Origin of the sequence: Nitrincola sp. A-D6, from assembly GCF_000764495.1 — a bacterium.
Taxonomy (GTDB): Bacteria; Pseudomonadota; Gammaproteobacteria; order Pseudomonadales; family Balneatricaceae; genus Nitrincola.
This window is the reverse complement of sequence record NZ_JRLB01000074.1, coordinates 1-21,392: the sequence shown is the minus strand read 5'-3', so window position 1 is coordinate 21,392 and position 21,392 is coordinate 1. Positions and strand designations below refer to the sequence as shown.

The following is a 21,392-nucleotide window of genomic DNA, read 5'->3' as shown; positions in this document are numbered from 1 at the left end:
CGATTCTTTTTAATCCCAACATTTTAGATACCAAGTCCTTTATGAACGAAAACAATTTACATAACTTAAAAAACTGATCAAGGCTGTTGATCCTGACACTCAAACTTTGCAATAAAACTACTTAGAGTATTTGCCTCTTTCACCTCATCATGGGGTATCAACAAATACTTCCACTCCTTGCCTCCATTTGCTTTCAAATAGTCAGATGCATTTAGGCACCATTTAACACCCGCTTTCATTTTTTCAGTTACCTCCTCATTCCATGATTGGTCCTGATTTCGGTGCTGTGCGCTTTTTGTTTCGATCATCAGTACATAATCATTCGTTTCGGCCACAAAGTCAGGTACGTATTCAGGATGTTCAGTGCCTCTTTTGTAGTACATTTTGAACTGGCCTTTGGCAGGTTTGAACCATTTGATTGCATCACGTTCAAGAATGGTGGAAAAGCGCCGTTCGGTGTCTGAGTCAAACTTCTGAATGGGATAAAGGCACTTGCTAAAGCCACCAAAGAGCATCTGCTTAATTTTACTGACGTCTGAAACTGTATCTCGGTAGCTTTTAAGATCCTGATCTTCGGCAGTTGTGTATGAACAGTCTTTCAATGTTGTAAAGCCACTTCGCACTTCAACTTCATACTCAGTTGCCTCTTCATAAAAGTGCTTATCCATTTGAGCATGAATCAATCGGGCGATAGCATCGCTTTGGTTCTGTAAGATATTAATAACATCTTTTTCATCGTTAACCGTACTTAAGCATTCTACAGCTTGCCTAGCTAAGTCGTAGAGCAGATCAGCATGTTCATCGTAGGGAATATCATCATAATCAAACAATTTTTTGAGTATGTAATTCTCTTTAATTGGCTCGTAATTGCCTGAGTCGCCCTCGCCTATTTCTGTTTGATGATTGGTTTGTAGACTTTGGCTAACTAAGGCCCGCTCTTGTGGTTTGAGTCCTTTAATTCCCGTTAAATCTAACGTAAAGGTTCTATAGCCACTCGTAACAGTGCCTTTAGGGGTCACAATGATGCGTGGAATATCGATGGTATTGTTCACCACTAAAGCTGTTGTTTTAGCAACAACATCTGCTATATCAACCTGCTGCTCATCTTCAAGCAAGGATTGTTGCCCTTGGGTAAGATGTTCTTTAACCGCAAGAATCATGGCTTGCTGCAAGGTTTCCGACTGAAGTGATTTACTGGTGGGCGCTTGCTGTGGTTTGGTTTGATATTCCTTGATAATTGCTAATGCGGCTTTCGCCGCTTTTTTCTCAGGTTCAGATATAAACAGCGGTTGCGCGGGTAGCGTTGGGGTATAGTGTGTGCCAGCGCTTCCTGTTGTCTCATCTCCTGATACCAGCGCATTAATATTCGAGCTGACTTGGACACTTTCGGTTTTTATCGCATCCTCAGGACGATCAAGAATCAGCTGTTTTAGGCGCAGTGGATTATCAGGGTTGTTTGCTTCATCCACAATTTCTTGAAATTTGTCATGGGCCACAATGCTCAAGCGATCCACGGGCTCTACACCAGTACGCTTGCCGTAAGGAAGACGCAGCCCTCGGCCAATTGACTGTTCAATTAGGGTTCTAGCATTAGCAGCACGAAGCGGTACGATGGTATAAAGATTGGTAACGTCCCAGCCTTCCTTTAGCATATTGACGTGAATAACAATTTCGGTAGGCTCATCGCTACTTTCTACATTAAGTAAGGCTGCTACGGTTTCTTCCTCCTTACTGCTACTATCTACCTGAATCACTTTACCTAGATATTTGCCATCAAATATCGTTTCAAGCTTATCTTTTAGCGCTGTTGCGTGAGTTGTGTCGCGAGCAATGACCAACATAAACGGCTTAACAACACGAACATCACTTTCATGAGCATAGGTGATCAGCTCCACTTTTGTGGCTTCGTGTAAGCGAATACCATCCATTAATTTGATGGTTTCCAGTTCTTCTTTACTATACTGACTGGCATCAAAGTTACGCTGTGTGACAACAGCTGGCTCTTTAACAAAACCGTCATCCATAGCGCGTGCTAATGGATAGTCGACCACGACATTTTGAAAAGGCACTGTGCCTCGGCTAGTTTCAACGAAAGGCGTTGCTGTTAGTTCAAGGCCCATTATTGGCTTAATCTCATTCAATGCTTTAACACCTGCACTAGCACGATAGCGGTGTGACTCGTCCATCAGCAGCACTAGGTCAGGTAAGCTCGCTAAATAGTTGAAATAGCTATCACCAAGATATTCCGATAACCGCTTAATCCGAGGAGCTTTACCCCCTCGAACCTCCGAATTGATTTTGGAAATATTAAATATATTAACGGTGACAATCTGCTGATCACCCAATAAGTCTCTGGAAAGCTGTGCGCCCCGCTGCTCATAGTTATCGCCAGTGATTACAACAGGAGCTTCGATAGCAAACTCAGATATGCCTTTGAATACATACTTGGGTGTTCCAGGGCTAAAATCGGCGATCAGCTTTTCATAGATAGTCAGGTTTGGCGCTAGAACAAAAAAGTTTTTAATGCCGTGCGCGAGATACAGATAAGTGATAAATGCGCCCATCAAGCGCGTTTTACCCACGCCTGTTGCTAATGCAAAGCATAGAGAAGGAAACTCACGCTCGAAATCTTGCAGATTTGAAAACTCGGCTTTAATAGCATCCAACATCGCAGGTATATCATGCGTAGGATCGAGTAACCTATCACCTGTTGCTTCAATGGCTCTAGCCAGTGCGTCTAGTGACTCACGTTGAGGCGCACGCAAACTCAAACGACCTGAAATACTGTTAATGATTTTCTTATCCATGTCTTACTCCATTTCTTAAAACAGGTCGTCTTGTTGTGGCTGTGCGTTTACAGAATCAGTCTGTGCCATCGGTAGATTTTGCACATTCAAACTATAATCATCATGTGCCCACTCGCAATGCTTCAACACAGCTTTTGGCAGTTTTTTGATGGTGAGATTCGCAAAGCGATCTGCGTTACAGCGAAAGGCACCACACATCACTAGCAGAGTTTTATCGCTACCAACGTCCTCGCTAATTAATTCCAATTGCTCTAATGAGAGATTCTGTGTGGTCACATAGATGAAATCTGTTTCAGTAGAATAGCCATGTTGCCACCAAAGGGTATCAGAAGGCGCATAGGTAAAGCCCTCTAATTTGCAGACCGCTTCGGCCAGCATTTCAGCGTTATACTCTTTATTAATGACCAGTTGTCCCATTGGTCTTTTTGCAATAGAGAAGGTGCAAGCTTGTAGTAACGGAAGCCACCGCCGCCATGCCAGTTGAGTGATTTTGAAATGCCGCCCTGATCTTCGCTATCAATGACTTTTTTCAATCTAGGGATGATATGTGTATGGCAGTGCTCGCCCAGCTCTACCATAATCCAGCGGCGTCCCATTTTATGGGCTACAGCGCCTGTTGTACCAGAGCCAGCAAATGAATCTAATATAAGTTCACCTTGGTTAGTAGCAATGTGAATAATTCTACTAATTAGCTCTTCAGGCTTAGGAGTATCAAAGGTGAGATTTTTATTGAATATTTCATTTATATGCTTCCTAGCAGAATCTGTTGTTCCTACATCATCTGCATACCAAATAGTCTCTGGGGTAACACCCTGATCAGTAGATTCGCTTAAAAATTTTTTTATCCTAGGAGCATTATCGCCTTTTTTACCGAACCAAATTCTATTATCTGCTATTTCTTTTTCCATTCTATCTTTTGTGTAACGCCAACAATTTCCAGCCGGTGGATCTAATTCACGTCCAGATGGCGTTACCAAAGTATAGAATTGGCTTTTTGTTCCATGTCCTGCTTGAGCAAGTGCAGAAATTGACTGCCACGGACCTCTTTGATCGCCATCAGGATTTTTATATCTAGCTTTAATTTCATCTGTCAGAGGTAAAGAATTTCTTGAAATATCAAAGTTAGGCTTACTTTTTGCGTAGACCAAAATAAAATCATGTTTAAATGAAAAAACCCTTCGATTTTCTCTTGTTTTTCTCTTCTCCCAAACTATAGTTGCGACAAAGTTTGAACGACCAAATACTTCATCGAGGAGTACTTTTAAATATGCCATTTCATTATCATCTATAGAGATCCATATCGAGCCATCTAAAGATAATAGTGATCGTAAAATAGTTAGGCGTTCTTTAAGAAGAGATAGCCAAATCGAATGTTCTAACCCATCATCATAATGTTCAAATGCACTTCCAGTATTGTAAGGTGGATCAATAGAGATACATTTCACTTTTCCAATGTACTCTTGCTCTAGTGACTTCAGCGCCAGCAAGTTATCACCAAAAATCAACTTATTCTCAAAAATATCGTTTTCAGTTACTTTCTGGCTAGCATGATAGGAAAGCGCAGGATCTTCCAGCAGAATACGGGGTTCCAGTTTGGGCCGCTTATCTTTTCCTATCCACGTCAATTCGAGTTTAGTTTTATTCATGGTTTTCTCTTTTCATATCTTTAATTTATGACATCTAAAGCTGTGAAGTTTTATGCAATAAGAACTTGATAAGTGGCATGTACTGATATTCTTTTTCTTCTTTTTTAGCTGTTTCGACATCATTTGTAGCTGTCTTGGGTTTGGTTATGTTTTTTAGTTTTTCAGCTTGCTGCTTATCTACATCATTGAGGTTCGCTTGCGACAATAGAAGATTTAGAGCGAATGTAGATCCAAATGTAACATTTCTGAAGAAACTAAGTGGGCCAAAGTTCCCTACTCCTCTTTTTGTAAAATCTTCGACTGCTTGCTCCCTTAGCTGATCTAGTGGAACGCTTATCAATTTCTTAATTACTGCCTCATCAACTAATTCCCGACTATCAATTCTCTGCACAAGTCGTTTCAACACAGTGCTCGTCAGCACGATTGCACCATGTCTGTAAATTAGCTTTTCTTGTCCGTTGACACCTCGTTCATAATCACTAACAAGATCACGGATAATTTTGTAGCACTTAACGGCATTTATAAGCTTAATTGCAGAGATATTTTCTCCAAAGTTAGCCTTGTAGTATTCACTATCTTCGTCTCTGTAACGCATTGGATCAGACTTAAGCCAAATAGAGTGCCGTGGATCTGGCAGAAGACACGTTAGCGCTGTTATTGCTTCATCAATTGTTATAATGTTTGATCCATTTAGGGTTGCCTCTGGGCGATAGTGATAATCAAAACCATGAAGCTTTAGATTTTTTCGGATATCTTCTTGCTGCTCATCAAGAGAAATAAAGTTTGAAATATGAACCGGGTTTTGAAAATTCCTAGCCTTGGTAACCTCCTTGTGGAAACTTCCTGCATCTGGCGCATGAATAAGGGTCAACAAAACTTTTGCGGAGCTAATATCTGATTCGGGGTTTAGAGTTCTGAACTCAGCCGCAGAAGCTATTGTTTGAGCACCATTGACGATACTTAATCCTATTGCTTCATGGGTATGGCTCTTGCTATTAGGATTTTTTGGATTAAGTTTTTCACAGAGGGCGGTAATACCATTATTGAGATATAAAAAGTTTTCAGGCTGTGATTGCAATGTCTTCTTTATAGCTGAATTAACTTCTGATTTTTTCGAACCAAGGAAATAACGAATATTTTTTTCATATAATGCTTTTTCGTACTTAATATGAAGGGCAACGAGGTCTTCCAGCGCAACAATGCCATGAACCATCATTCTTGTATTGGTTGTTTTCTGTGACTTTTCCAGTTTTAACTTTGCATCAACTCTGGGAACCGTATGTTCCGCTAGAAGCCATTCTGAAATTTTACCGGCATCGATATAGATTACTTTATCATTCAATCGTTCGTCTTCTTTCTTGTCATTGCTGACATAATTATCGAGACGAACTGTAGCATGCTTTGCAAATTGCTTCCCGGTACACGCTACAATTAACTGAATACTCTTGCAATCATCTAGATATCTTTCTATGTCGCTGATTCTATCTTGAACATTTTGGTTGAATGTATCGAACTGCTGTTTTAATAAAAGATCGACACCCGTGATACATTCCTGAGCATCTTCCTGTTTGAAATCTTCTGTTGAATGCAGTTTGCACTGGAGTAGAACTAAACACTGAGTTGAATCATCGAAGTATATGGCATCTATTCCGTTATCATTGTAATTATCTGTTACCGCAGCCGCTGCATCCTGTGCTGATGTGTCGAATTTTTTTTGTAGTACAAACGCAGAAAAAGCGCGGCTAATCTGCTTTTTAGCATTTTCATCTTCACTAGCTCCTTTTCTGGGGATAAGGTCCGGAAGTAAGCTTACATATCTTTGATCCAATACTTTTTTCAGAGCATCCATATGCTCTACTTGTATACTAGCCATTAATTAATACTCCATTGCATGGCAAATAATGTTTCTACGCTCGATTTATTGTTGAAATTACCTTTAATTAATTCGAATAGCTCTCGAATAAAAAACTGCATAGTACACATCCTTATATCCAAATGTCTTTTTGCTGCCAATTACTCGGAAAACCCATTTTTATAGGATCGATATGATGGTTACTTATGAGTTTTTCCAACCGCACAGCCCAGTGGTTTACGCCACAGATAGTGTTCATCAAATAAGCGAGAATAACAAAGGTGTTATAGAGCTTTCTTAAGCGCCTATCTGTATCTGGCAAAAGCAAAAGACTGCTTAGCAGTTTTGGGTCACCACGTCGAGGCAGCATCGGGGTTTTTGTGAAATCGCGGTTCCAAAGCCGAGCATGATGTGCGGCATGATTACGAACCAACGAAAGGTGTTCGCAAAAAGAGGTCATGATCTTTTCATCTAGTCCGTAGACACGGCTTATTGCTTGGCGGTCTGATCTGGCTTCGATATTCGAAAACCACTTTGATAACTGCCCCATGGTCATCAGCTCAACTACAGCCCAGATGGGCGGCTGTAGCTCTTCGTATTTTGAAGTTAGGTGTTTAATAAACTCTTCACGGCTACGTTTTATATCTTGGTCAAGTTTATTCAGGCTGGCACCGTACCCCACCGGATTATGAAATAAAGCCGGATTTAGATGTGGGTGTGAGCTATTGTGGTTATGGCTAAGGTGGTATGCCAATTGTGTTCTCAATGAGACTTCAACCCGTTCAATAGCATCCAGAACCAGCAGGCGCAGCTCTCTATCAAATATGTAGAGATTAAGTACGGTATCAAACGTGGTGCCTTGACGAAACCTGTGTGTGGCATGATCCTGCTCAAACGGCAGACAATAAGCAGCAAAGCGGTAATAGTTCAGTTGTGATAAGTAGAATTCAGCTTTGGCCTTGTCATCAATGATCAAACCTCGCTGCTCAAGACGGACGACTTGTTCAGAAAATGAGGTGGGCGGTTTGGTATAGGCTTGCTTGCGAGGCTTTGGTTTGTTGCTTGGGTTCACTTTTCGATCCCCCATAAATGAGTAACCCCTCGCGGTGCGCTACATTCTAACCCGAAGGTGAGACGAGAAGCGGGAGGGGTATTGTTGGTGCGAATTATAGTACTTTGACCACCAAAATCAAGCTCTGAGCGGATAAATTCACACCCATGCATAAGCTGAAAATATGTGTTCCAGTCCAGTAATTTCATTAAAAACAATAACTTTTTATTTTCTTTCATTTTACACTCCATTGTAGGGTGAAAAGTGTTTCAACCTGAGTTTTCCTATTGAGCTTACCTTCAAGCGCCTCAATCAATGCCTCACGGCGCTCATCAACCTCATCTTGTTTGTCAAAAAGGTCACGCCGGTTCTTGTTGCGCTGACTTTCCAGTGCTTTCTGCTTTTTTTGTAGTGTAAGCTTTTCTTCTAGAGTGACCGCGACTTTGGCATCACGGCGCACCTGTTTGATTTCTTTATCGAGTTCTTTGATCGATTGCTCAAGCCCTTCTTTTAGATCATCTGCCCAAGTATCGAGTTTGTCCACTTCCTGCTCGAAAAAATTGAGATTTCGTTCGTTAACTGATTTTTCAACTTGATTGCGTTCAGCTTCTAAAATTTGGTCAAGCTTTCTCTCTGAATCAGATGGCTCGGCTATCTTGAATTCTTGTTGGGAGTCTCGCTCATAAGCCGATAGTTGCATCAGCTTTTGCACAACTTCTGCGGGGATACGGTTGCCTTGCTTATCAAAAGTGGCAAACAGCAAGTACTCCTCACAACGCTCTAAAGATTCGATACTGAATTTTTGTAGCCGAAGAACTCCTGTCAGACCGATGAGACTTTCAACAACTGACACCTTGGCATTATGTGCAGAGTAATCAAAGATCAGTTCCGCTGGTGGCAGTAACTCACGATTAAGAGCCTGTTGCAGCACCCATTCCCCAAGTGGGGCTGATAGCCTGTAGCGGTGAGCATTCGCCAATGTGCCCTCATTATTTTGTTTGGCTCCCCGTTTATGAAGTTGGTAAAACCCTTTCTGAATCTGAGGGATAGGGGTGTTTAACTGAAAGCTGTGGTTGTTTGGATTAAAGATAGCAAGACTCTGTAATTCGTGCTGTGTGAGTGTCCAAAACCATCGCCCTACTTTGTCGAGCCTTTGCTCGGCAGCATTTAGCCGCAGTTTCAGCAGGTCATGAATGTCCTCGTCGAAATTTTCCAGCAAGAGTTGTCGAGTGGCTTGCATCTTCTCATTGATATCGGCTTCCAACTCAAGCTGTAGCAGTTTAAATGCCGAATCAATCTCTTCAGACCTGCGGCAAGTCGCGTAAATCGCTTGGATACGTTTTTCAAAGTCTAAACCAGATTCTATGCTACCTAGTACTTCATCGGATGCACCGAACACTCCGTCAAATAGATGAAATTTTTCTGTGAGCAGCTCAAGTACGCGTTGATCTGCTTTGTTAGATTCGTTCAAAAAATTAATGACAACCACATCAAACTTTTGGCCGTAGCGATGACAACGGCCTATGCGTTGCTCTACCCTCTGTGGGTTCCAAGGCAAATCGTAGTTGATTAACAGTGAGCAAAACTGAAGGTTAACCCCTTCTGCGGCTGCTTCAGTGGCAATCATTATTTCTGCGTGATGTTTGAAGTGATCAATCAATGCTGTGCGTCGATCAATCTGAGGCGAACCACTTATTTTGTCGCTGTCTTTATTTTCATCAAGCCAGCGTTGATAGACGTCTGTTGCTTGGGGGTGATTGTTAGAACCACTGAAGGTCACGATTTTGTCTGCAAAGTCATTAGCTGCGAGATAGTGGTTGAGATATTCCTGAGTTCGTTTGGATTCGGTAAAGACAATGACTTTGCGCGGGGCACCCATCGCATCCATTTTTTCGAAGCCCTGACCCAAGGCTATTAATAGGGCTTTAGCTTTACTGTCTGTTTCAATAGCCTTGGCTTTGGCTATATACAGCTTGATTTCATTTATTTCATCATCAAGCAATTCAAGGTCTATATCATCATCAGTTATGGTCGTGTCATCTACTTCTTCAAGGTAGTCTTGCTCAAGATCATCCTCATCGACTAGTGTAGCCACTAGGTCATAGTCACAGCTATTGTGCTCTTTAAGGGATTCCAAGCGCTTTAAAATGGTTTCCAGCGTGTACATGACAGCATGAGAACTGGATGCTAGAAGTTTCCGCAGAATCAAGCCAGTTAAATGCCGTTGGCTGCGTGGGAGTGCATAGCTTTGATCGCGTTCAAGTAAGGCTGAAATGCCATTGTAGAGATCTTGCTCTTGTGTTGTTGGCCTAAAGGGAACAGTCAGTGTCTGGCGCTGTGTGTAGCGTACATATTCCAATACATCGCGCCTGAGTGTGCGATGTATAAAGCCCTTTAATCTGGTTTTGAGTTCAGCAACTGAGCTTCCACCCTGGATATAATTTTGACGAAAGGTTTTGTCATCACCAAACAGGTGTTCGTCAATAAGGGTCGATAAGCCATACAACTCCATGAGAGAGTTTTGCAGTGGTGTTGCAGTCAACAATAATTTTTTACGACCGGCCAATGCGCGTTTAAGTCGCTGGCCCATTTTGTTACTGGTACGATGCGCGTTTCTTAGCTTATGTGCTTCATCAATGACAACTAAATCCCAAGGCTCTACCAGTAATTGCTCTTCGAGCCGAGTAGCATAGTGATAGGACATGATCATTACCTGCTTGCCTGAAAGTGGGTTATACACCCCTTCTTTTTGCAGGTTTTTCCAAGTTTTAGCATCCAGTATCTGCGAGGGTAAGTTGAATTTATCCAACAGCTCCTGCGCCCACTGCCTACGTAGCGATGCTGGACAAATAATCAGAAGTCTACGGCGTCTTTCAGCCAGTATTGCGATAGCACCAAGCCCGCTTCAATGGTTTTACCTAAGCCAACTTCATCAGCAAGTACGACGCCTTGACTTAATGGATTAGTCAACGCGAAGAGTGCTGCATTAATTTGGTGTGGATTGAGGTCTACACTGGCATCAAATAACGACTGCGATAGACTATCAACACCCCCTGAAGCATGTCTTATTGTCAGTTCATGAGCAAAATATTTGGCTTGATAGTTAGTTATCTGCATCCCAAATACTTATTCCTTAAGAAAAAGTTGGTATTTAAATCCGATAGCATAACATTGAACCTGCATCAGGCAACGTTACGAATGCTATCGTATCTAAGCCAGATTTTTGTCTCTGGCTGATTGAATACCTATTGCACTCTGGAAAGTCACTTGGCTAATTTTAAAAGCCATAGTGATCTTTCAACCTATTAATAACTGCATTGTGGTTAGCTACAAGCTCGACTATCGTCCATTTTTGATTCTGCAACACCCTTAGCGAATTTGGGCATGTACTGATGCGTTTTTGAAAGTATCTAACTTTCTTTTCAGCGAAATCTAGGTTGCCTTGTGATGTATTTTTCTTCGTAGTGATGAGTACCAAATTACCTAATCGATGAGTCCATTGCTCTCTTTGATCATTAGTAAAGTCTTTCAGCCATTGGCTATTAGCACTTGGATTTTGAGGAAGCACATGCTCTACAGAAAGATAATTCAAGGACATCCTTTGACTATGGTCGGCATAGAGATAATCTAGCTTCAGAAGAAGATATCTTGTGAATCGTCGTCCATACACAGCAGAATTAATTGCACGATTAAATCCATCTTCGTCGAATTCAAAAGGTTTTATTTGATCCAAAAGATGATTTGCATCATTGCCTGCTTCTATTGCACGAATAATATTATTCATCCTCTCAATACGCGCTGTCGGTGAATACTGTGCAATCCAATCAGAGGATAACTGATTGTCCAATTTTTTTAGAAATTCAAGGATTCGTTGGTGTCCAAAGCAGTCAATGAATCTCATTAATGGTGGTAGCCAATCGGAAGATGGAAGACCAATCAACATAATTTGAATAAGATTATCGAATTCGAATGAGTTGCCTGTCTCCTTGTAATTGTCTTCACCCAAGAGCTGATTGTAGTGCTTTAGGTATCGCTCGACGACTTTAAAAGTTTCTTTACCCTTTGATAAAGTTGGTTTTTTTAATAACCCCGTGGTCTTTTCTTTTTCCTTTGGGTTATATATTTTGTGCTCAAACTCATCAAGTAAATTCAGTCGAGCTTTTTCTTTCAATAAAATTGTACGTATATGATTCAGGAAACGGTCGAAATCATCACCAAGCTCACCTTCAGCTTCTTCCCATAACTTTGCATAACGCTCTTTATCACTGTCTTCTGCTAATGCACCGAGATTAGTTGACTTCAAAATATCACTATTTCGCAGTGGCATACCACGGTCATTTAGAATGGTAAATAGACGAAAAGCATCATCAAGATTTTCTGTTGCAACGTAAATTAAGAGGACATTTTTACGAATGAAGCTGTAGAAGTCTGATAGCTCAAATTTGTTATTTGTATCCTTAATGAGTGCATTGAGCACTCTTCTTATCTTAAGTATTGCATGAGCCATATTTTTTACAGATGGATCTGGACTTTTGGTGATCAAAGTCTCTAATGCCGCTTCTTCGTCAGTGCCACACTCAAGCTTTATATGATTGTCTACAAAATCCTGCACTTCTGGGCGAATAGCGAAGATGATTCGAGATCTCTCTGGAACGCCATCAAAATTGTTACCTTTCTGAAAAATCGCTTTTTGACAAGCATCTTTTAGGTCTGGGTTAGCTGATAAATCACGAATACACGCAAAAAGTAAAAATAAAGTAGTCATGCGCTGCTGACCATCAAGAAGATCATTTTCATCAAACTTTTGTCCGGGACTGCTTCCGGCACGTTTCGATTGATAAACGAATGAACCTAAAAAATAATCTTGATCTGGTTTTTCGTTAAGCGCAAATACAAGATCATCGAGTAAGTCGTCGATCTGATCATCCCCCCATACATAGGGACGTTGATACTCTGGTACTCTGAACCACATGTTACTAAAGATGTCTTTGACTAAAATTTTCTCACTCTTGATCTCATGTGTGCCAGACATTTGCTTTTGTTCCTTGTTCGTTAATGTGTTTATCGAGCAAATAGTGCGTGCTAACCTAAAGCTGCATGTAGTCTTCGAATCAACTTTTTACTGAAGACTTTCTAGCATCCCTAACAATGACTGTTGTTCCTACCCGCTTGATTTCAAATAAACCTATAGCCTCAACCAACTCACTAAACTTTTGATAACCATAGTTTCTTGGGTCGAAATCAGGACTTGCTTTAGCTAAGTAGCTACCCTCTGGTCCTAGTTGTGACCAGCCATTGTCATCAGATGAAGTTTGAATGCCTGTTCTAATCATCAACAGAAGCTTCGTATTTCTTCGGAGTTCTTTCGATGTTTGTTTTATAAGGGCTGTAGGCGACGAATCGGCTTCAAATGTTTCGGTCGAAGTGAAAACTTCGGTATAGATGAAGCGATCACAGGCTGAAACGAATGGCTTTGGAGTCTTCATTTCACCAAACCCATAGACAGTCTTCCCTGCCTCTGTGAGTCTTGAAGCAAGGCGAGTAAAATCACTATCGCTTGAAACGATGCAAAACCCTTTGAATGGACCTGTATAAAGCAAGTCCATAGCATCAATGATCATGGCGCTATCAGTTGCATTTTTTCCGGTGGTATAACGAATTTGTTGAATGGGTTGAATTGAGTGCTCAAGAAGAACAGCTTTCCATCCATTGAGATTCGGAGTCGTCCAGTCACCATAAATGCGCTTTACGCTGGCAACCCCCAGCTTCGCCACTTCACTCAATAGCCCATCAACCACATTGGGGTTTGCGTTATCAGCATCAATTAAAACAGCGAGAGGACGTTCAGTGTCCATTGGCTTGAAGTCACCATTTGACATAAATTCATGTCTACCTTAACCGATTCCATGTAAGATTTTTCAAACTATATCATTGTTTGAATTGGTAATGGCACGTTTAGATCTGAAATTGTTAACTCAAACATGTTCCGGGATAGCTAAGCTCAGAGATCAACTGGGTAAACTCTGGACGCTCGCCTGCAAACACTGCAAACGCCTGCCCTTTTTCTTTATCGTCTAATCTGTGAAACGCTTCCATTCTCTTCTTCCTTGAATAATCGATGCATCCATTTCAGTTTACCGGAGGTCATTGACTCAAACTGGCGCTGCTGGCTTTGAGTTAGTTGCTTGTAAGCACTATTCAGCTTTGCCATATTTTCAAGAGACTCTGCCTGGCCTAAATAGCTTATCACTGAGTAAAGCAGCGCTACTTTGTGACTCACTTTCTCAGGTAATGCCTTTTTGTATTCAAATGTTAAAAGTTTTTTGCCGACAAAGAATGGGGTGATTCGTTTATTGCTGACATAAGACAGCTGCATCGGTAATTGTGTCGAAATCCCTAATTCATTAACCGCTTTTGCTCCTGCAGGCACAATCACTGCCCCATGCTTTTTTTCCAATGACTTAATAATGCTGGGGATGGAAGGCGGCAGCTCGCCAAAGCGGCTTTCTGTTGGCCGCACATAAACCCCCGCGGTAATCCGGGTAAGTTTCTGAGCTCTTGCCATACGGGAAATAGCTTGGTCTACCGCAGGCTCACTCGCACTGACATGGCTAATAATCTGCTCACGTGTAATCGCTTCGCCTTTTCGCCGATGCTTGATATAGCTTTCTACTGAATATTTAACGGCTACATTCATCATCCATCATCCTCTTTACAACATTAAGGATAATGGATTTGACCATGCGTGTCAGAAATTTGTTCCTTTAATTACAGATTATGGCAGGTCAGTTAGAGGATGCGAAATTAAGCAATAGCGTGCAACCTGTGATCAGACCTTCTCACTTAGCATGCCGTGCTATTTCTCGCTTATCATGTTGTACCAATATTCGCTTATTGTGCTAAACGCTATCAATCATTGCGGCTGCCTGATATGCGCCCAACACAATTATGCACCCAGTGCATGCATAATCTGGAATATGATGAAAGCATCCTCACCGCTGCTAAAGTTACAGCGCTTTAGTGGTTTTAGCAGCGGCATTACTCAGGTGTCAGGCCGATTGCTTCTTGGCTACTTCAGCAACATGAGCGCCCTGAAATCGGGCAATTTTGATTTCGTTTTCGGACGGTTGACGGCTTCCATCACCGCCAGCAAGCGTACTCGCGCCATACGGTGTTCCACCGGTGATTTCATCCATATTCGTAAGCTCTTCACAGGAATAAGGTACGCCGACGATAATCATGCCGTGATGCAGTAACGTGGTGTGAAACGAGGTGATGGTGGTTTCCTGGCCACCATGCTGAGTGCCAGTGGAGGTGAATACGCTACCCACCTTCCCTATTAGCTTTCCGCCAGCCCACAGGCCACCAGTCTGGTCAAGGAAGCTGCGCATCTGTGCGCACATATTGCCAAAGCGTGTCGGTGTACCAAAGATAATGGCATCGTAATCGGCCAGTTCCTTTGTGGTTGCAAACGGCGCTGTTTGTTCAAGCTTGGCACCGGCCTTTTCAGCCTGTTCTTCTGACATTATTTCCGGTACGCGTTTGATCGTGACCTCGGTGTCGTTGACGCTACGAGCGCCTTCAGCCACCTCTTTCGCCAGCGTTTCGATATGGCCATACATGCTGTAATAAAGAACCAGAATCTTTGTCATGATACGTCTCCTGTTTGGGTGATCGTGTAGTCAGCCTAGCATTGAAGTCACCGTTCGTACACCGAACCCCTATCTATAGTTAACTCAGCCATGTGCCACAATAATAGCCAGTGCGACTGCGTAAACTGTCAGGATTAGCGCACTTTCAAAGCCTATCCGACCGATGCCATAGGTCTCTCGGCGAACCAGGCCAAGCAACAGAATTGCGGTCATCAGAATACTGATCAGACCCCAGGTCATCTGAACGGGGGCCATATCGTGGTAGATCGAGCCGTGAGGATAGCCCAGGTCTGCAGCAGCCACGACCAGCATGTTAAAACAATTGGTGCCGAATATATTGCTGACAGCCAGAGTCAGTGCTCCATAGCGTATGGCTGCGATGGTGGTCACCAGCTCAGGTGTGGAGGTGGCCAGAGCAGTCAGCAGACCACCGACCAGCGTATCGGAAAGTCCAGTTTCATCGGCTATTCCCTTGGCGGCTTCCATTAAAATCCAGCCAGCTATACCCGTCACGGTAGCCAGCGCAATGAAACTAATCCATGCCTTGGCAAGACTCCCGCGATGTTGTGGTGAGGGCGTATCCGGGACTGTTTCGCTGGTCAGGCGTGGAAACCACATGGGCCTGGCTCGGTACGTAAAACCAGATGCATCCCGAACAGATAGGCGATAACGATCACTGGCGTAACCGGATGCACGCCCCACTCCGCTATCGTCGGCGAAACGATGGCGAGTAGCGGTAACGTCAGCAATACGATCAGCAATCCCGCCAACATCAGGTTCACTGAGGATGCGGCGGCATGCTCCAGATTGGCTTTACGATAGACGATATCTGCAACACCAAGAAACACCAGATTAACCGCCATACTGCCCATGACGTTACTCATCGCCAGGTCGGGACGATTATCCAGGGCGGCACTCAGGGTTGCAGCAAAGTCCGGCAGTGAAGTCACACCCGCCAGCAACAATATACCGAACAATGCCTCACCCATGCCGGTGCGATCAGCCAGTTCATCAGCCAGCCGTGCCAGTCGGCTACCTGCCGTTATGATGCTTAAAGCCGCGATGCCAAAAGCGATGCTGCTGAAAATCAAGGATGGAAACACTGGGTGCCTCTAATTGCCAGGGTTTGACTAGGAAGCGGTCCTAGAAGTGTGGTTGGTCATGTAACCGGCGTCAATAGATTAGGTAGAGTGTGCAACCAATGAGCGGGTGCTGAATTTAATGACACTGAATCACAGTGTTGAAAATGACAAAACGCTTGGATGGCATCTATAAATGCCGCCATAACGGCATCTTCATCAAAACTGTGTGGTTCAAAATGCAGTGACTTAATCTCTAAGTGGCGGGTTTTTCGGTGCGCTTTACAATCCATGCGCCCAATAAATTCACCACGGTAGAGTAGTGGTAGGCAGAAATAACCATAGTGTCGTTTGGCGGCAGGTACATAACATTCCAACTGATAGTCGTATTGAAACAGTGCTTTAAGCCGCTCTCGCTGAATGACGCTGTTATCGAAGGGCGACAGAATCAACAGGCGGTTATTCAGCCTCGGCAAGCGGCGGTCCAGCGCCCCGGCTTCCACTATAAAATCTTCGCCGCTACCCACCCTCACCCCTTCCAGATCGCCCTGCGCCATTCTTTCGTTTATCTGGTTTTTCACCACAGAGCGTAGCGCTGGGTTGCGACGCTGATAGGTTATTCCTTTGAGTGAGACCAGCCCATGGCAGCGTAACTGCTGGTCGATAAGGTGTGCCGCAAGCTCGTCTATGCTGGGCATTTGGGTATTGACGTGAGATGGCAGTACCCGCTCGGTCAGGTCATAGGTTTTTTGGAAACCTTCGCGGTCACTGATCATTAGGTCACCCTGCATATACAACTGTTCGAGCGCCTTTTTAGCAGGTTTCCAGTCCCACCAGCCTGCACGCTTTGTGGTCGAGGTTTCCAGATCCCGTGAGCGTAGCGGACCGTCTAAAGCTATACGAGCCAAAAGTTCGGCCATAAGCTTTTTGTCAGGGTTTCTGAACCAGTGGGTCTGACCACTTTTGATGGCGTGTTTGTAGGGTAAGGAAAAGTGAAAATCGGTAATGGGTAAAAAAGCGGCTGCATGTGCCCAGTACTCGAAAATATCACCTTGGTGCAGCAACTGATTAGTCATGTCCAGCTCGAAACCCGGCACTCGACTGTGCAGTACATGATGATGCGCACGCTGAACGACCGATATGGTATCGATCTGCACATAGCCCAGATGATTGATCGCTTTACGCGCCCCGGCTAAACCACGCCCATAGGGCTGGGCTTGCAGTAAACCTTGTGCAGCCAGAGAAAGGCGGCGTAAACGCATTAGGTCTTTGGGGTTCATATAGTTAGTTACACCTTAGATCGTAATTTAACAGACCAGAAAAATTCAAGGCCCCTACGTCATTAGACGGGGCTGGAACAGCCCTGCCGCTGGACCAGCCTGACAACAAGCGTTTACACTGACGCCTTCTATAGAACACAGCGGAATAGCCTAGCATGGCCGATGGTTTCATCAATACAACAAAACAATCTGCATTGAAACAGGTTTCACTGATCATCAAGTTGGCAGGCCTGGGGTTGGTTATAGGTGTTAGCGGTGCAATTCTGGCAAATGCATTTGTAGCCGGTGTGCATTGGTTGAATGCCACGCTGTTGATGAATTTCCTGGAACAAATAAAGCAAGAATACAGCCCGGCTGTTATTGTAGCAGTAACACTTGCTGTGCCTGCGCTGGGTGGTTTGCTGGTAGGTTTTTTGCTGCAGTCACTTAAAGACAATCGTGCTCATACACCAGCGGATATTATTGCTGCCGTGCAGACCCGGCGGGCTCACCTGCCCTTAAAGCCCGCGACTCTATCCGGCTTTGCTGCGCTGGTATCACTGGGCAGCGGTGCTTCTGTGGGGCAGTACGGTCCGCTGGTGCATATGGGCGGGTCTTTAGGGTCCGCCTGGGCCAGGCTTTTTCGGGCTGATGTCACACTGGATAATATAGCCATAGCCTGTGGGGTAGCGGCGGCTATTTCTACGGTGTTTAATGCGCCCATCGCCGGTATTTTATTCGCGCATGAGGTCATTCTGCGTCATTATGCCTTGCGTGCTTTTGCCCCTGTTGCGGTTGCTTCAGTTGTCGGGTATCTGGCTGCTAATGTCATTTTACCTCAGCCTCCCCTGTTTTATATTGAAGCGGCCAGTGTACTGCACCACTGGGAGTATGGACTCTTTCTGCTGCTGGGGATTGCCAGTGCATTGCTGGCTGTGGGTATATGCAGGCGATACTCCTGTCCAGTCGTGTTGCACAGGGTTGGTCCTTGCCCAATGTGCTTAAACCAGCCTTCGCTGGTGCTTTGCTAGGGGTGATAGCACTCTGGGTTCCGGAGGTGCTGGGGGTGGGGAGTGAAACCTTACGACTGATCTTCGTTCAGGGCGCCTTTGCTGCAGACGAGTTGTTGGTCTTGCTGGCTTTAAAGTTAATCGCTACAGCTTTGTGCCTGGGCTTTGGTTTTGCTGGAGGTGTGTTTAGCCCAGCCTTACTGATTGGCAGTTTATTTGGCGCACTTTTCGCCACGTTGCTGGGTATTATTTTTGGGGATGCGGTTGCCTTATCAAGCATTGCTGTCTATGCCGTTTGCGGCATGATTGCGGTATCGGCACCCGTCATTGGGCCCATTAACCATGGTAGTGATCGTTCTTGAGCTGACAGGTAATTACGAGTTGACTATTGCCGCCCTGACAAGTGTTGCCTTGGCTAACCTGTTTGCTTCTCAGTGGTTTGATCGGTCATTGTTTGATCGCCAGTTACGTGATCGCGGTCTGGATCTGTCTGGAGGTCGCAGCAAGGCTCTGCTTATGTCCCATAGCATTCAGGATTTGACCAGCGATCATTATATATCTCTGCCGGAACAGGTCACTGTGGGCGAGGCCTGTCGGTCAATGGCACAACTTGGCTCTTCTGATGCTTATATCGTTGATACGGAGGGGCATTATCTGGGTACGGTACACCTCGCCTCTCTTATCGGTATCGATGTTGATTCGCTAGCCAAAGCTTATATTATTGCCGAAGACTGTGCGATTCAGGCTGATACATCGCTTTGGACCGCTATGTATGTGTTACGCAACTTTATTGGTGAAGGTGTACCGGTCCTTGATGAGCAGCGATATATAGTAGGTGCGGTGTTTGAGTCGGACTTGATTCGTGCCTATCTGGACTTGATGGAAGATATGCGTAAAGAAGAATATGCTGCACCTTAATATGATAACCCCTTGATGTATTGAAGGATCGAATCCATGTCACTTATGCTTTGGCTATCGTTGTTACTGATTTGTGTGTTGGGTGCCATGTCGCCCGGACCCAGTCTCGCTGTGGTGTTGCGCCAGACGGTCAGTAATGGTCGTGGTCATGGCATAGTTGCAGGCTGCGCTCATGCGCTGGGCGTAGGTGTCTGGGCAATTGCTACTGTCTGGGGGCTTGGGTTGCTGGTCAGTCAACATCAACTGGCTTATCAGTTGGTTAGCTGGCTGGGTGCAGGATATCTGGCATGGCTTGGCTATAACGCGCTGCGCTATGCAGCCTCACCTACGCTGGTAGCCGAAGCGGGTGCCAGGGAAAGCTATTGGAAAGCGGCTGGGTCAGGTGCACTGATCTCATTACTTAACCCAAAACTAGCCGTATTTTTTACTGCACTGTTTGCGCAGTTTGTTAGCGTTGAACAGACCCTGCAGGATCAGATCATTATGGTGCTGACAGCAACTCTGGTGGATGGCATTTGGTATGTGCTGGTGGCCCTGCTGTTCTCTCATGCTCACCTGTTAACCTGGCTACGTCGGCATATGAAACGCCTGGAGCAACTGACTGGTGTGGTATTAATTGGTCTTTCGGTCCGCGTTGTGATGGCTGCCCAGTAATCGATTAAGCTTGACTACTGGACAGGATAGAGCGCTGAATCAGCGCGTCATAGCGGGATAGCTCGTGTAGCCTTCTGGCCCGGAAGCATAGAAGGTAGCTGGGTCCGGGGTATTCAACTCAGCCTCTTGCTCAAAGCGCTCGGGTAGATCCGGATTGGCAATGTAAGGCACACCAAAAGCTACAGCATCGGCTTTAGCGGATGCGATCAGCGCTTCAGCACTTGCCCTGGTCATGCCTTCGTTAGCGATAAACACGCCACCAAAGCAGCTTTTAAGCCAAGGCCCCAAGCTGTCATCCCCTTCTGATTCACGTGCACAGATAAAGGCGATATTACGCTCCCCTAACTGCTTTGCCACGTAAGTGAAGGTCTCTTTCAGGCTGCTGTCAGACATATCATGTGCATTGGCGCGTGGTGACAAATGTACACCTACACGATCAGCGCCCCAGACTTCTGCAACAGCATCAGTGACTTGTAGCAATAATTTCGCCCGGTTTTCCAGGGTGCCACCGTAGGCATCATCGCGCTTATTGCTGCCATCCAGCAGGAACTGCTCAAGCAGATAGCCATTAGCGGCATGTACTTCCACACCATCAAAGCCGGCCTGTTGCGCATTAAGTGCCGCCTGGCGATAGTCATCGATCACGCCAGATATTTCGTCGGTTTCCAGTGCGCGTGGTGTCACGAAAGGTTTCTCAGGGCGTATCAGGCTGACATGCCCAGCCGGTGCAATAGCACTGGGAGCTACAGGCAGTTTACCGTCCAGATACACTGGATCTGATATACGGCCTACATGCCAGAGCTGCAACACTATCTGCCCGCCTTCGGCATGCACTGCTTCGGTAATTCGTTTCCAGCCCTGGATTTGTGCTTCAGACCAGATACCCGGTGTATTGGGGTAGCCAACTCCCATGGGTGTAATGGAGGTGGCTTCAGTCAGGATCATGCCAGCAGTGGCGCGCTGGCGATAATATTGCAGCATTAATTCGCCTGGTACACGGTCAGCTTCGGCACGACAACGTGTCAAGGGTGCCATGATAATGCGGTTTTTAAGTGTTAAAGCGCCCACTTGAAGGGGGGTAAAAAGATTGCTCATAGACGTTTCTCTTACTGATTAATATTACAGGGAGCGACTGATGTAATGCACAAAGGCATCAATAACCGCTTCGTTACGCCGGTAGTAAATCCACTGCCCAATGCGCTGGGTTGTAACCAGATTGGCGCGTTGCAGGTTTGCCAGATGTGCTGAAGTGGTTGATTGGGAAGATCCGGTCTTGCGATCAATCATCCCGGCACAGACACCGTTATCCAGTGAAGAGGGCTGATCCGCAAACCAGCGCTCAGGTTCCTTTAGCCAGGCCAGTATTTGCCGCCGCTGCGGGTGGCTAAGGGCTTTGATAATGGCATCTATATCAACTTGCTCAGACATGGGGGCTCTCATTTCTATATATCGCGATATAACGAA

General features: G+C 44.8%; 19 protein-coding genes and 1 pseudogene. 3 read left to right on the top strand and 17 right to left on the bottom strand.

Annotated features, from left to right (window positions below):
* Positions 1 to 77 precede the first annotated feature (77 nt).
* The 15 genes from LH51_RS11830 to LH51_RS11775 all read right to left on the bottom strand — a co-directional run bounded on the left by LH51_RS11830 (position 78) and on the right by LH51_RS11775 (position 17,367).
* The gene (locus LH51_RS11830; RefSeq protein ID WP_036522357.1) at positions 78 to 2,807 is read right to left on the bottom strand and encodes a DEAD/DEAH box helicase; all 2,730 of its coding nucleotides are present in this window, start codon (positions 2,805 to 2,807) and stop codon (positions 78 to 80) included.
* A gap of 15 nt (positions 2,808 to 2,822) precedes the next feature.
* Positions 2,823 to 3,185, bottom strand: a complete 363-nt coding sequence (locus tag LH51_RS22725; RefSeq protein ID WP_235263698.1) for a hypothetical protein — start codon at positions 3,183 to 3,185, stop codon at positions 2,823 to 2,825.
* A complete protein-coding gene (locus LH51_RS11825) occupies positions 3,158 to 4,453 on the bottom strand; it encodes a site-specific DNA-methyltransferase (protein WP_235263697.1) in 1,296 nt (431 codons plus the stop codon). Before LH51_RS11825 ends, LH51_RS22725 begins: the two co-directional genes overlap by 28 nt.
* Before the next feature lie 34 nt (positions 4,454 to 4,487).
* Positions 4,488 to 6,326: an AIPR family protein gene (locus tag LH51_RS11820; RefSeq protein ID WP_052063727.1), complete on the bottom strand. Its 1,839-nt coding sequence runs from the start codon at positions 6,324 to 6,326 to the stop codon at positions 4,488 to 4,490.
* A 112-nt stretch (positions 6,327 to 6,438) separates the two neighbouring features.
* Positions 6,439 to 7,281 (bottom strand): Abi family protein, encoded by an 843-nt coding sequence (locus tag LH51_RS11815; protein ID WP_200881982.1) that lies wholly within the window; start codon positions 7,279 to 7,281, stop codon positions 6,439 to 6,441.
* A 92-nt stretch (positions 7,282 to 7,373) separates the two neighbouring features.
* Entirely contained in the window at positions 7,374 to 7,595 is a 222-nt protein-coding gene (locus LH51_RS11810; RefSeq protein ID WP_036522355.1) for a hypothetical protein, read from the bottom strand.
* Positions 7,592 to 10,207: an SNF2-related protein gene (locus LH51_RS11805; RefSeq protein ID WP_327124900.1), complete on the bottom strand. Its 2,616-nt coding sequence runs from the start codon at positions 10,205 to 10,207 to the stop codon at positions 7,592 to 7,594. The genes LH51_RS11810 and LH51_RS11805 overlap by 4 nt, the downstream gene beginning before the upstream one ends.
* 2 nt (positions 10,208 to 10,209) lie before the next feature.
* On the bottom strand, positions 10,210 to 10,473 hold the full coding sequence (locus LH51_RS22720) for a hypothetical protein (RefSeq protein ID WP_235263696.1): 264 nt from the start codon (positions 10,471 to 10,473) through the stop codon (positions 10,210 to 10,212).
* Positions 10,474 to 10,633: 160 nt separating this feature from the next.
* Positions 10,634 to 12,388 carry a DUF262 domain-containing protein gene (locus LH51_RS11800; RefSeq protein WP_036522354.1) on the bottom strand — a complete coding sequence of 585 codons (1,755 nt, stop codon included), beginning with the start codon at positions 12,386 to 12,388 and terminating at the stop codon, positions 10,634 to 10,636.
* 79 nt (positions 12,389 to 12,467) lie between these two features.
* Complete coding sequence (locus LH51_RS11795; protein WP_235263695.1) at positions 12,468 to 13,235, bottom strand: NYN domain-containing protein; 768 nt, start codon at positions 13,233 to 13,235, stop codon at positions 12,468 to 12,470.
* A gap of 188 nt (positions 13,236 to 13,423) precedes the next feature.
* Complete coding sequence (locus LH51_RS11790) at positions 13,424 to 14,056, bottom strand: DUF6088 family protein (RefSeq protein ID WP_036522353.1); 633 nt, start codon at positions 14,054 to 14,056, stop codon at positions 13,424 to 13,426.
* A gap of 349 nt (positions 14,057 to 14,405) precedes the next feature.
* Entirely contained in the window at positions 14,406 to 15,008 is a 603-nt protein-coding gene (wrbA, locus tag LH51_RS11785; RefSeq protein WP_036522352.1) for an NAD(P)H:quinone oxidoreductase, read from the bottom strand.
* A gap of 84 nt (positions 15,009 to 15,092) precedes the next feature.
* Complete coding sequence (locus LH51_RS21490) at positions 15,093 to 15,626, bottom strand: sodium:calcium antiporter (RefSeq protein WP_200881981.1); 534 nt, start codon at positions 15,624 to 15,626, stop codon at positions 15,093 to 15,095.
* Positions 15,608 to 16,111 (bottom strand): hypothetical protein, encoded by a 504-nt coding sequence (locus LH51_RS21485; RefSeq protein WP_200881980.1) that lies wholly within the window; start codon positions 16,109 to 16,111, stop codon positions 15,608 to 15,610. The genes LH51_RS21490 and LH51_RS21485 overlap by 19 nt, the downstream gene beginning before the upstream one ends.
* Positions 16,112 to 16,167: 56 nt before the next feature.
* Entirely contained in the window at positions 16,168 to 17,367 is a 1,200-nt protein-coding gene (locus LH51_RS11775; RefSeq protein ID WP_052063725.1) for a winged helix-turn-helix domain-containing protein, read from the bottom strand.
* 155 nt (positions 17,368 to 17,522) lie between these two features.
* Between LH51_RS11775 and LH51_RS20570 the strand changes: the two are divergent.
* The 3 genes and pseudogenes from LH51_RS20570 (at position 17,523) to LH51_RS11765 (ending at position 19,928) form a co-directional block, all read left to right on the top strand.
* Positions 17,523 to 18,718, top strand: a pseudogene (locus LH51_RS20570) (chloride channel protein).
* A complete protein-coding gene (locus LH51_RS20560; RefSeq protein ID WP_144244262.1) occupies positions 18,699 to 19,274 on the top strand; it encodes a CBS domain-containing protein in 576 nt (191 codons plus the stop codon). The pseudogene LH51_RS20570 and the gene LH51_RS20560 overlap by 20 nt, the downstream one beginning before the upstream one ends.
* A 36-nt stretch (positions 19,275 to 19,310) precedes the next feature.
* Positions 19,311 to 19,928, top strand: a complete 618-nt coding sequence (locus LH51_RS11765) for a LysE family translocator (RefSeq protein WP_036522351.1) — start codon at positions 19,311 to 19,313, stop codon at positions 19,926 to 19,928.
* 39 nt (positions 19,929 to 19,967) lie between these two features.
* Here the strand turns inward: LH51_RS11765 and LH51_RS11760 are convergent, their stop codons facing one another.
* Complete coding sequence (locus LH51_RS11760; protein WP_036522349.1) at positions 19,968 to 21,023, bottom strand: alkene reductase; 1,056 nt, start codon at positions 21,021 to 21,023, stop codon at positions 19,968 to 19,970.
* 24 nt (positions 21,024 to 21,047) lie between these two features.
* Positions 21,048 to 21,356: an ArsR/SmtB family transcription factor gene (locus tag LH51_RS11755; RefSeq protein ID WP_036522348.1), complete on the bottom strand. Its 309-nt coding sequence runs from the start codon at positions 21,354 to 21,356 to the stop codon at positions 21,048 to 21,050.
* Positions 21,357 to 21,392: the final 36 nt, after the last annotated feature.

Coding starts and splice junctions, on each gene's coding strand:
- LH51_RS11795 (WP_235263695.1), bottom strand. CDS start 13,235: ATGTCAAATGGTGACTTCAAGCCAATGGACACTGAACGTCCTCTCGCT.
- LH51_RS11825 (WP_235263697.1), bottom strand. CDS start 4,453: ATGAATAAAACTAAACTCGAATTGACGTGGATAGGAAAAGATAAGCGG.
- LH51_RS22725 (WP_235263698.1), bottom strand. CDS start 3,185: ATGCTGGCCGAAGCGGTCTGCAAATTAGAGGGCTTTACCTATGCGCCT.
- LH51_RS11765 (WP_036522351.1), top strand. CDS start 19,311: ATGTCACTTATGCTTTGGCTATCGTTGTTACTGATTTGTGTGTTGGGT.
- LH51_RS20560 (WP_144244262.1), top strand. CDS start 18,699: ATGGTAGTGATCGTTCTTGAGCTGACAGGTAATTACGAGTTGACTATT.
- LH51_RS11810 (WP_036522355.1), bottom strand. CDS start 7,595: ATGAAAGAAAATAAAAAGTTATTGTTTTTAATGAAATTACTGGACTGG.
- wrbA (WP_036522352.1), bottom strand. CDS start 15,008: ATGACAAAGATTCTGGTTCTTTATTACAGCATGTATGGCCATATCGAA.
- LH51_RS11790 (WP_036522353.1), bottom strand. CDS start 14,056: ATGATGAATGTAGCCGTTAAATATTCAGTAGAAAGCTATATCAAGCAT.
- LH51_RS11755 (WP_036522348.1), bottom strand. CDS start 21,356: ATGTCTGAGCAAGTTGATATAGATGCCATTATCAAAGCCCTTAGCCAC.
- LH51_RS21490 (WP_200881981.1), bottom strand. CDS start 15,626: ATGTGGTTTCCACGCCTGACCAGCGAAACAGTCCCGGATACGCCCTCA.
- LH51_RS22720 (WP_235263696.1), bottom strand. CDS start 10,473: ATGCAGATAACTAACTATCAAGCCAAATATTTTGCTCATGAACTGACA.
- LH51_RS11820 (WP_052063727.1), bottom strand. CDS start 6,326: ATGGCTAGTATACAAGTAGAGCATATGGATGCTCTGAAAAAAGTATTG.
- LH51_RS11830 (WP_036522357.1), bottom strand. CDS start 2,807: ATGGATAAGAAAATCATTAACAGTATTTCAGGTCGTTTGAGTTTGCGT.
- LH51_RS11800 (WP_036522354.1), bottom strand. CDS start 12,388: ATGTCTGGCACACATGAGATCAAGAGTGAGAAAATTTTAGTCAAAGAC.
- LH51_RS11775 (WP_052063725.1), bottom strand. CDS start 17,367: ATGAACCCCAAAGACCTAATGCGTTTACGCCGCCTTTCTCTGGCTGCA.
- LH51_RS11760 (WP_036522349.1), bottom strand. CDS start 21,023: ATGAGCAATCTTTTTACCCCCCTTCAAGTGGGCGCTTTAACACTTAAA.